Annotated in this window: 8 protein-coding genes; 1 reads left to right on the forward strand and 7 read right to left on the reverse strand. The window is 43.3% G+C overall.

Annotated features, from left to right (window positions below):
* On the reverse strand, window positions 1-627 hold the full coding sequence (locus P3L37_RS16985; RefSeq protein ID WP_109912749.1) for a 2-dehydro-3-deoxy-6-phosphogalactonate aldolase: 627 nt from the start codon (window positions 625-627) through the stop codon (window positions 1-3).
* Window positions 628-660: 33 nt separating this feature from the next.
* Window positions 661-1656: a 2-dehydro-3-deoxygalactonokinase gene (locus P3L37_RS16990; RefSeq protein ID WP_042851494.1), complete on the reverse strand. Its 996-nt coding sequence runs from the start codon at window positions 1654-1656 to the stop codon at window positions 661-663.
* A 245-nt stretch (window positions 1657-1901) separates the two neighbouring features.
* On the opposite strand from P3L37_RS16990, the gene P3L37_RS16995 reads away from it, so the two are divergent.
* Window positions 1902-2684: an IclR family transcriptional regulator gene (locus tag P3L37_RS16995; protein ID WP_004907793.1), complete on the forward strand. Its 783-nt coding sequence runs from the start codon at window positions 1902-1904 to the stop codon at window positions 2682-2684.
* A 115-nt stretch (window positions 2685-2799) separates the two neighbouring features.
* Here P3L37_RS16995 and narI read toward each other — a convergent pair whose 3' ends face one another.
* From narI to P3L37_RS17020, 5 genes are all read right to left on the reverse strand, one after another.
* Window positions 2800-3477 carry a respiratory nitrate reductase subunit gamma gene (gene narI, locus P3L37_RS17000; protein ID WP_004907792.1) on the reverse strand — a complete coding sequence of 226 codons (678 nt, stop codon included), beginning with the start codon at window positions 3475-3477 and terminating at the stop codon, window positions 2800-2802.
* Window positions 3474-4199 carry a nitrate reductase molybdenum cofactor assembly chaperone gene (narJ, locus tag P3L37_RS17005; protein ID WP_004907791.1) on the reverse strand — a complete coding sequence of 242 codons (726 nt, stop codon included), beginning with the start codon at window positions 4197-4199 and terminating at the stop codon, window positions 3474-3476. Before narJ ends, narI begins: the two co-directional genes overlap by 4 nt.
* Window positions 4196-5737, reverse strand: a complete 1542-nt coding sequence (gene narH / locus P3L37_RS17010; protein ID WP_109912751.1) for a nitrate reductase subunit beta — start codon at window positions 5735-5737, stop codon at window positions 4196-4198. The genes narJ and narH overlap by 4 nt, the downstream gene beginning before the upstream one ends.
* Complete coding sequence (locus P3L37_RS17015; protein WP_272667416.1) at window positions 5737-9498, reverse strand: nitrate reductase subunit alpha; 3762 nt, start codon at window positions 9496-9498, stop codon at window positions 5737-5739. The genes narH and P3L37_RS17015 overlap by 1 nt, the downstream gene beginning before the upstream one ends.
* Before the next feature lie 67 nt (window positions 9499-9565).
* The gene (locus P3L37_RS17020) at window positions 9566-10966 is read right to left on the reverse strand and encodes a NarK family nitrate/nitrite MFS transporter (protein WP_102138107.1); all 1401 of its coding nucleotides are present in this window, start codon (window positions 10964-10966) and stop codon (window positions 9566-9568) included.
* Window positions 10967-11076: the final 110 nt, after the last annotated feature.

Below are 11076 nucleotides of genomic sequence, written 5' to 3' on the forward strand. Positions count from 1 at the left end.
TTAATTAGTTTGATTTTTAAATGCGATATATTCAGATATAAATGCTTTCGCTTTTTCTCTGGTTTTCTCTGGTGTTTGGCCTATTCGATAAAGATCATTTCCCAACCCTGCACCATGGCAGCCAATACTTAGGTATTCATGCAAGTTATTCGGCGTGATACCTCCTACCGCATAAATGGCAATATTTTTTGGGATCACTGACATCAGCGATTTCACATAATTAACCCCAAAAGGCGCAGTAGGAAAGATTTTTAAATTAACAGCACCAGCGTCAATCGCGGTAAAAGCTTCTGTTGCTGTTGCACAACCTGGAAATATTTCCATCTTATTTTCAAGAGCAGTCGTGATCACAGAAACGTTAATGTTAGGTGTGACAATAATTTTAGCGTTCATTATTGCCAACTTTTCAACATTGCTTTTATTGAGCACAGTACCGGCACCGATTTTTAATTTATCGCCGTAGTTTTCAATCGCTAATGGAATACTTTTTTCCCACTCGGGAGAGTTAAGAGGAATTTCTATATAATTAAAACCTTCATCTGCAAGGATAGCGATATGTTCTAAAACTTCGTCAGGTTTTATTCCCCGTAATATTGCAATAAGCGGTATTTCATTTTTAGAATTCATAACAATCACCTAATAAAAAACCATTAATAATATTTATTTGCATTGCGTTTCTTTTAATATTGAAATTGCACCCAATCCAGAAAAAGGCTGTTCCTTTTTATCGTCTAATAGGTGTATTTCCCCAGTGAAGTAACTATCATTTTTAATTAACTCTTTAAGTGCATCCGCTAAAATAGGTTTTCCACTAATAACAATTTTTATATCGCTAGTAATATTAAGAGCTTGGCTATGTTTTATTGCGAGTAAATCTGACGCCAAAATAGCTCCCAATAAAAAACTTGAGCGTTGGTCAAGTGTCGCTTCCGTGAAAAGGTCTAGTAGCCTCACCGAAAAACAACTTCTCGCAATCCCTACTTGCAGACTAAGCTCAGCACCTTTGCGTAAATATTCTTTATCTAAACATTGAACAAATTGGTGTTCTAAAGAACTGGCTAAGATAGTCTGGTGCGTTAATGTATCGAAGATTTCCCCTGCCATCGTTGTTGCCAATGCAACCACATTATTATTTTCATCAAGACGTACAAACTTAGAATGCGAGCCGGGCAAAATGACTAAGGCAGGGCCAAGATCCGGTTGCTGTGTTAGAATGCCAAAAACTTCAACTTCTTCACCACGCATTACATCTATACTTTCAATTGAATCAAACGTCATATTTGCCACGTTATTTTTAACGCCTGGTATAAAAATAATCGGTTTTTCACTGATCTCCTTGATAACACAAGGCATTGTGGCTTTAGCAAGTTGCTGCATTGAAACCGGGGTCACTTGGTGAGGTAAGTGACACAGCCCAATTTCGGATGTAATCATGCCAGATGCAACGAGCTGATAATTTTCTCTTTCTTCAGCACTCACTCCTAACAACAGCTTATCTAGTACTATTTTTATTGATTGAATTAACAGCGTTTTATCGCCATTTTTTGCACAATCCCTAATACCAACTTCAACACTTTGTTCACGAACAACCGCGTTATTTTTCCATGCTCTAACTCGGGTATTCGTTGTCCCTGTATCAATGGTCACTATCAACATGTTTATCCCTTTAAAATAACGGAACGCCGTTCCTTTTCTAATAACATACATTAAAATATAGGAATGTCGTTCCGTTTTTATAAGAATAACGACAGCGATCACAATCAAAAAATCAAATTCAATGAAGATCAATACATTACGTACTGCATGTTTTTTCAGAGAAAAAAATTGCATCGAGGTAAAAATGGAACGACGTTTAAATAATGAGTACAATGAAAGAGCTTAGCGTGAGTGAGGAGCCTACGATGACGAAAGAAAGTCAAGCAAACTCGTCGAGTATCGACAGAGTACTGACCATACTTGAAGAGATTAGTAACCATTCTGACGGAATTTCTTTGGCCGAATTGGTCAAGAATACGGAAATTCCAAAAACCACGGCTTTTCGCGTATTAGAAACACTAAAAGAACGCCAATATGTCAGCTTAGACCATCTTACAGAACGCTATAACCTTGACTTAAAAAGCCTCGAATTAGGCATTAAAGGCTTAATGAATGTTAATTTAGTCGAAGTTTCAATCCCTTATTTAAAAACGTTGTCGAGTTCAACGTTTGAAACTTGCTTTTTAGGGGTTTATAACAGTGGCCATGTGGTCTATCTCTATAAAAGTGAAGGAACGCTATCCATTCAAACTTCCGCAAAACTGGGTGCTCGACTACCCGCTTATTGTACTGGTATAGGGAAAGCTTTATTAGCCTTCCAACCGTTAGAAGAAATTGATGCAGTACTGGATAAACCGTTAACCAAATACACTGAAAAAACAGTTATCGACCGCATGAAACTGTATGAAGTTTTGGCTGATATCCGTATAAAAGGTTTTTCTTTAGATGATGAAGAAAATGAAGAAGGGCTTACCTGTGTAGCTAGGCCGATATTTAATTATACCGGTAATGTGATCGGCGCGATTAGTGTCGCTGGGCCGACTCACAGAATGGTTTCCAAAATAGACCGTGTTAATGAAGAACTTGCCCACGTTTGCTTACTGATTTCCCGCCGCCTTGGCTATATCGAGCCAACCAGCACTAAATAAAACAAAAAACCCCATCTCATATGAGATGGGGTGCCAAAATAGCAATATTTGTTGTTTACACAAGAACAAGTTGTACAAAAGCAATGTACTGGCCCACCTCCTTGTGGAACCCAACCTAATGGCGATTTCTCACCAATTGATACCGACGAGTCAGGTATTCGATAGGTGCACTCCAAATGTGCACTAAACGGCAGAATGGGAAGAGTAAAAATATCGTCATACCCAACACAATATGCAGTTTAAAAACGATGCCAACACCTTCAAGGTAATTGGATGCCCCCCAATGGAATGTCACAATAGACTGCGCCCATCCCACTAATTTCAGCATTTCGCTGCCATCCATATGTTGTGCTGAGAATGGAATGGTAAGTAATCCTAAGCAAACTTGCACCACCAGCAAGGTTAAAATCATGATGTCACCGAAGGATGAAGTTGCCCTCACTCGTGGGTTCGTTAGGCGGCGCTTCAATAGCATCGCACCACCAATTAACATCATCACACCTGCTGCGCCCCCACCAATCATTGCCATTAACTGCTTAATATGCATTGGCAAGAAAGATTCATACATCCAGTGAGGCGTTAGCATACCTAAAAAGTGGCCGACAAAAATCCCAATAATCCCCAAATGAAATAAGTTTGATGCCAAACGCATATTCTTTTTATCCAACATTTGGCTGGAACCCGCTCGCCACGTGTATTGCCCATAATCGTAACGTAACCAACTACCGACAATAAATACCGTCCCAGCGATATAGGGGTAAATATCGAAGAAAAATTGATTGATAAAATTCATTTTTGAACTCCTACATGGCTGCTGCCCACACTGAGATCCAAATACTGTGGTACCACCGCATTAGCGAAGCGATGTTGATGTGCCGCCACTTCGCTACCACATGTTTTTTCATCGGCAAAAAATTTCACTTGCTCCTCTTCCCAAACCGCATCTAATGCCTCTGGGGTGTCATCCCGTACTTCGGTTGCCACTTGTTTGCTTAATTGCTCCGCCGCAATATCGCTATGAGAAAGCTCAAGTAAAAAATCAAATAAAACAGAGAAACGGCTTTCTCGCTGTTTCAGCCTTTCCCCTAACAACGCTAAAATTGGCGCAATATCCTGCAACCCCTCGATAGTTTCATTGGTCGGTAATACCGTTAGATATTCCAAATAAATGGGCAAATGGTCAGGTAATTCACGGCAATCAATTTGCAAACCGTGTTGCTGATATTGAGCCATTAAATCCACCATCGCTTGTCCTCGGTCTCGGGACTCACCGTGCACATGCTCAAATAGCAATAATGATGTTGCGCGGCCTCTATCAAACAGCTCACAATATTGCGCCTGCATATCAAGTAAGTCTTCGTTAAGATACTCGCGCACAAACACCATCAATTGAACAGCCCGTGTGACAGGCAGCTCATCAGCCTGTTCTAGTGCTTCAATGAGCTCATCGCGATGTAACCAAAGCGCTTCAGAAGGGTATTCCAATAACCGAGAAATCACTTTTAGTGTCATCATAGTGCTTTCTCCTGATTATTTTTTGGTGTGATATCAATGGCATCAATGCGCCTGCTATTAAATAAATTCGCTTTGCTATCGCTGCCATGGCAACCATCACCAAAACTAAAGCCACAAGCTTTGGCTTCAGGGAACGCTTCGCGTGCCAATTCTCGATGGCTGGATGGAATGACAAAACGGTCTTCATAGTTAGCAATGGCTAAATAGCGGTACATTTCTTGTGCCTGAGCTTGTGTTAAGCCAACTTGCTCTAACGCGCTGGTATCACATTGGTTTTCCACGGTTTCTGCCCGTTTGAAATGACGCATCGCTAACATACGTTTTAACGCCAATAACACCGGCTCGGTATCCCCCGCCGTTAACAAATTCGCAAGGTATTGCACTGGAATACGTAAGCTTTCTACATCCGGCAATACACCGTTATTGGCTAAGAGCCCTGAATCTGCCACTGACTGGATCGGTGACAAAGGTGGCACATACCACACCATTGGTAACGTGCGATATTCAGGATGCAGTGGCAGAGCTAAGCGCCATTCCATCGCCATTTTGTACACTGGGGATTTCTGTGCCGCATCGATCACACTTAATGGGATCCCTTGTTTTTGCGCTTCTTCAATCACTTTTGGATCATGAGGATCAAGGAAAACATCAAGTTGGCTCTGGTAAAGGTCAGTTTCCTTTTCTACACTGGCCGCTGACTCAATTTTGTCCGCGTCATACAGCAATACCCCTAAATAACGGATACGACCAACACAGGTTTCAGAGCAGACCGTTGGCATGCCTGACTCAATACGTGGATAACAGAAAATGCATTTTTCTGATTTACCACTTTTCCAATTGAAATAGATTTTTTTATACGGGCAACCGGTTAAACACATACGCCAGCCGCGGCATTTATCTTGGTCAATCAACACAATACCGTCTTCTGAGCGCTTATAAATTGCCCCACTTGGGCAGGTCGCGACACACGCTGGGTTTAAACAATGTTCACAAAGGCGTGGTAAATACATCATGAATGTATTTTCAAACTGCCCATACATCTCTTTTTGAATATGTTCAAAGTTTTTATCTTGGGCTCGCTTGGCGAATTCACCACCTAAATCATCTTCCCAGTTTGGTCCCATTTTGACATTACTCATTCGCTCACCCGTAATTAATGAACGAGGACGTGCTGTCGGTACGTGCTTGCCTTCTTTGGCATTTTTTAAATGGCCGTAGTCATAATTAAACGGCTCATAATAATCATCCAAGGCAGGTACATCTGGGTTAGCGAAGATTTTCGATAAAACACCCACTTTGTTTCCCATCCGTGGAACCAATTTTCCCTTAATAGTGCGGATCCAGCCGCCTTTCCATTTCTCTTGGTCTTCCCAATTTTGGGGATAACCAATACCCGGTTTGGTTTCGACGTTATTAAACCATGCGTATTCTACCCCTTCGCGGCTAGTCCACACATTTTTACAGGTCACTGAGCAAGTGTGACAACCAATACATTTATCAAGGTTTAGCACCATGCCGACTTGAGAACGAATTTTCATTATGCTTTCTCCTTTCCGCTCAAGGTCTGCTGGTAGGCATCACCTTCACCATCCAGCCAGTCAACCTGTTTCATTTTGCGAACAACCACAAATTCATCACGATTAGAACCTACTGTTCCGTAATAATTGAAGCTATAGGCAAGGTGCGCATAGCCACCGATCATATGGGTCGGTTTCGGGCAAACACGCGTGACCGAGTTATGAATTCCACCACGTTGAGCCGTAATTTCAGAGCCGGGTAAGTTGATCAGCCGTTCTTGGGCGTGGTACATCATGATCATGCCATCAGGAATACGTTGGCTAACGATCGCTTTGGCGGTTAATGCCCCATTACTGTTAAAAGCTTCAACCCAATCGTTATCTTCAACACCCAGTTCACGAGCATCTTCTTCGCTAAGCCAAACAACTGGACCACCGCGGCCTAACGTCAACATTAATAAGTTGTCGCTGTAAGTAGAGTGGATCCCCCATTTTTGGTGCGGTGTTAAAAAGTTCAGTGCTTTTTCAGGAAATCCATTCGATTTTTTCCCCATAAGAGGCTGAGCCGCTCGAGTGTCAATCGGTGGGCGATACACCACAAGGCTTTCCCCAAAGGCGCGCATCCATTCGTGATCTTGATACAATTGCTGACGACCACTGAGCGTCCGCCATGGGATCATTTCATGTACGTTGGTATAACAGGCGTTGTAGGAAACATGTTCATCTTCCAGCCCTGACCATGTAGGGCTCGATATAATTTTACGCGGCTGCGCAACAATATCGCGAAAACGGATTTTTTCGTCTTCTTTATAACGAGCAAGATGAGTATGGTCGCGGCCCGTTACTTTGCTTAACGCATCCCATGCTTTTACTGCCACTTGCCCATTAGTTTCAGGCGCGAGTGTTAAAATGACTTCTGCGGCATCAATCGCTGTTTCAATTTTTGGTCGCCCTGCATTAGCCCCCTCAGGCTGAGTTTTATTGAGCTTTTTCAGGAAATCAATTTCATCTTGCGTATTCCAACTGATGCCCTTACCACCATTACCCAGTTTATCCATGAGTGGGCCAAGAGAGGTAAAACGTGCATAAGTGTTTGGGTAGTCACGCTCAACACAGATAATATGTGGCGCTGTTTTCCCTGGAATAAGCTCACACTGCCCTTTTTTCCAATCTCTAACATCAAACGGTTGTGCCATCTCGGCTGCACTATCATGTTGAATCGGCAACGTCACCACATCCGTTTCTTTGCCTAAGTGCCCAACGCTGACCTCAGAAAATGCTTTGGCAATCCCCTTATAAATTTCCCAGTCGCTTTTGGATTCCCAAGCTGGGTCGACCGCAGCTGACAATGGGTGAATAAATGGATGCATATCCGAGGTATTCATATCGTCTTTTTCATACCAAGTAGCGGTCGGTAAGATAACGTCCGAGAACAGGCAGGTGCTCGACATTCTGAAGTCGAGAGTCACCACTAAGTCAACTTTCCCTTCTGCCGCTTTATCTTGCCATTCCACTTCTTCAGGTTTGACGCCGCCTTGTTGGCCTAAGTCTTTGCCTTGAATACCATTTTCAGTACCCAATAAATATTTCAATAAATATTCATGACCTTTCCCTGCAGACCCCAATAAATTTGAACGCCAAATAAACAGGTTACGTGGGAAATTTTGAGGATCATCAGGTTGCTCTGCTGCAAAGCGAATATTCCCTTCTTTCAATTGCTTAACAGTATAGTCTGTGGGTGACATACCTGCATTTTGTGCATTCTTCGCAATATTTAATGGGTTTACATTTAATTGTGGCGCTGACGGCAGCCACCCCATGCGTTCTGCACGTACATTCATATCAACTAAACTGCCGCTAAAGGCGTGTTTATCGGCTAGAGGCGACAGCAACTCTTCTGTTCCCACCGTTTCGTAACGCCATTGGCTTGAATGGTTATAGAAAAAAGAGGTGCTATTCATATGACGAGGTGGGCGCTGCCAGTCCAAACCGAATGCTAAAGGTAACCAACCCGTTTGTGGACGTAATTTTTCCTGCCCAACATAGTGAGACCAGCCGCCGCCACTTTGCCCAACACAACCACAGAAAATCAACATATTAATAATCGCACGGTAGGTCATATCCATGTGGTACCAGTGGTTAATCCCTGCCCCGACAATCACCATCGCACGACCGTGAGTTTTCTCTGCGGTATCCGCAAATTCACGGGCGATACGAATGATATTTTGGCGGCTAACCCCAGTGACTTTTTCTGCCCACGCCGGTGAATACGCTTTCATATCATCGTAATCAACCGCACAGTTTTCATCACCAAAACCACGGTCAATACCGTAGTTAGCAAGCATCAAATCATACACACTAGTAACCAGTGACTCGCTGCCATCGGCAAGCTGAATACGTTTCGCAGGTAATTTATGCAGTAAGACGTCTTTCAGTTCAACGCTTTGAAAATGCTCACTTTCTAAACCACCAAAGTATGGGAAGCCAACCTCAACAAATTCATCATGGCTATCTGCCAAGCTGAGTTTCATTTTTATGTCATGTGCATCTTGTCCCGCACGCGGCTCTAAATTCCATTTTTGGCTATCATCCCAACGGAATCCCATTGAACCTTGTGGAGCACATAATTCGCCCGTCTCTTCATCAATCGCGATGGTTTTCCATTCGGCATTTTTCTCTTCGCCTAATGAATTGTGTAAATCGGATGCGCGTAGCATACGGCCAGCAACATAGGCACCATTTTCGTGCTTATCGAGCATCACCAACATAGGCATATCGGTGTAAGTTCGCACATATTCACGGAAGTATTCTGCTTCACGTTTTACATGGAACTCATTGAGGATCACATGCCCCATCGCCATTGCCATGGCGCTATCTGTTCCTTGTTTCGGGTTCAACCAATGGTCACATAATTTGGCAATTTCCGCGTAATCCGGCGTCACCGCGACTGTTTTAGTCCCTTTGTAGCGGACTTCTGCAAAGAAGTGAGCATCTGGCGTACGGGTTTGCGGAACGTTAGAACCCCAAGCAATAATGTAGGATGAGTTGTACCAGTCCGCAGATTCAGGTACATCAGTCTGTTCGCCCCACGTCATTGGGGATGCAGGTGGCAAGTCACAATACCAGTCATAAAAGCTCAAGCATGAGCCACCAATTAATGATAAATAGCGCGCGCCCGAGGCATAGGAAACCATCGACATCGCAGGAATTGGTGAAAAGCCAACAATGCGGTCAGGACCAAATTCTTTAATCGTCGCGACGTTTGCCGCTGCAATCAGTTCATTCACTTCCTGCCAACTTGAACGAACAAAACCACCGCGACCACGAGCTTGTTTATAGCTTTGTGCCTTTTGCGGATCATTGATAATAGATAGCCACGCTGCAACAGGGTCTTGATGCTCTGCTTTTGCTTCACGCCACAATTTAAGTAAGCGCTTACGCATCATTGGGTATTTAACACGGTTTGCGCTATATAAATACCAAGAGTAGCTCGCCCCACGAGGGCATCCTCTTGGTTCATGATCAGGTAGGTCTGGGCGAGTGCGTGGGTAATCCGTCTGTTGGGTCTCCCAAGTGACTAACCCATTTTTGACATAAATTTTCCAACTACAAGAGCCAGTACAATTAACACCATGGGTGGAACGCACGACTTTGTCATGCTGCCAACGGCTACGATAACCATCTTCCCAATCACGGTTTATATTTAATTCTTGCCCGTGATCACCTGAAAAGGTCTCGCCTAACTGCTTAAAATACCGAAATCTATCTAAAAACTTGCTCATCGGATTGCCTCCAAAGAGACGGCGACCGGCGCCGTACATTGCTAAAATTGATTTTTATGACTTGTTATTATTTGTGTTTACGGCCATATACCAGCCATGTGATAAACACACAGGAAAGATAAAATACAAAAAACACTTTCATCGCATCTGCCGGTGACCCCGTCAGTGTTAGTGATGTACCGAACGCTTTTGGAATAAAGAAGCCACCTATTGCCCCAATTGCAGAAATAAACCCTAGAGCCGCAGCACTTTCTGTTACCGCCTCTTTTTGGGCTTCTTGCTCTGAAGCTCCTCTTAAGATGGCTTTGTCCATAGTTAATTTACGGAAAACGACAGCAATCATTTGGAAGGTTGAGCCACTACCTAGCCCTGCCGTTAAAAACAACACCATAAATACGCCATAAAATGCTCCAAAAGAGCCTCCTTGGCCGTTTTCTGGTAACGTAAAAAATAGCAAGCCGGAGAAAACCGCCATGACCACAAAGTTCAGTAATGTGACTTTCACACCACCAAAACGGTCAGACAACATGCCGCCGACTGGACGAGCTAGAGCTCCGAGGAAAGGGCCAAAAAAGGCAAACTTCAAAATAATGACGTCTGGGAACTGCGTTTTCGATAACATAGCAAAACCGGCAGAAAAACCGATAAATGAGCCGAATGTTGCCAGATATAACAGGCTTAATACCCATAGATGACCCCGTTTCAAAACAGGTAACTGCGCTTTAAGAGATGCCTTATTCGCCGCTAAATCATTCATGCCAAACCAAGCCATCACAGTAAAAAGCAGCAGAAATGGCACCCAAATCCAAGCGGCATTTTCTAACCACAACGTTGAGCCATCCGGCTGAGCCGCTCCAGCTCCACCCACAAAAGTAAATACGCCAACACCTACAATGAAAGGAGCCACCAATTGCATGACACTGACCCCTAAATTACCTAACCCACCATTTAGACCAAGTGCCCCGCCTTGGCGAGCTTTAGGAAAGAAGAAGCTGATGTTGGCCATACTGGACGCAAAGTTAGCGCCAGCAAAACCACAAAGTAGGGAAATAATGACAAAGACTTGATAAGGCGTGGCAGGGTTTTGAATCGCATAACCTAGCCAAATACATGGGATCACTAAAAATAGTGTACTAATCGCCGTCCAGCGACGCCCACCAAAAATAGGAATAACAAATGAATAAGGGACTCTTAATAAAGCGCCTGAAACGGAAGGTAATGCGGTTAATAAAAATAATTGGTCTGTCGTAAAATTAAAACCCACTTTATTTAAGTTAACTGCAACTGCACTAAATAACATCCATACGCAAAATGCGAGCAATAAACATGGAATAGAAATCCATAAATTACGATTTGCAATACGCTGCCCTGTTTGCTGCCAAAACCGAGTATCTTCAGGACGCCAATCCTGTATAACTCCGTTATTTGACGGTGCAACTACGTTATTAACATTATCTCGTTGAGACATAAATCACCCCGATAAATACAATTTCTGTTCGCAGTGTGTGGCGAATAGACCACCGTGAAGCTGATCTAAATCAAGAGAGACTTAAATGAAATATTCGCGTTTTTTTTCGT

It is taken from the genome of Providencia sp. PROV114, assembly GCF_032704305.1.
Lineage (GTDB): Bacteria > Pseudomonadota > Gammaproteobacteria > Enterobacterales > Enterobacteriaceae > Providencia > Providencia rettgeri.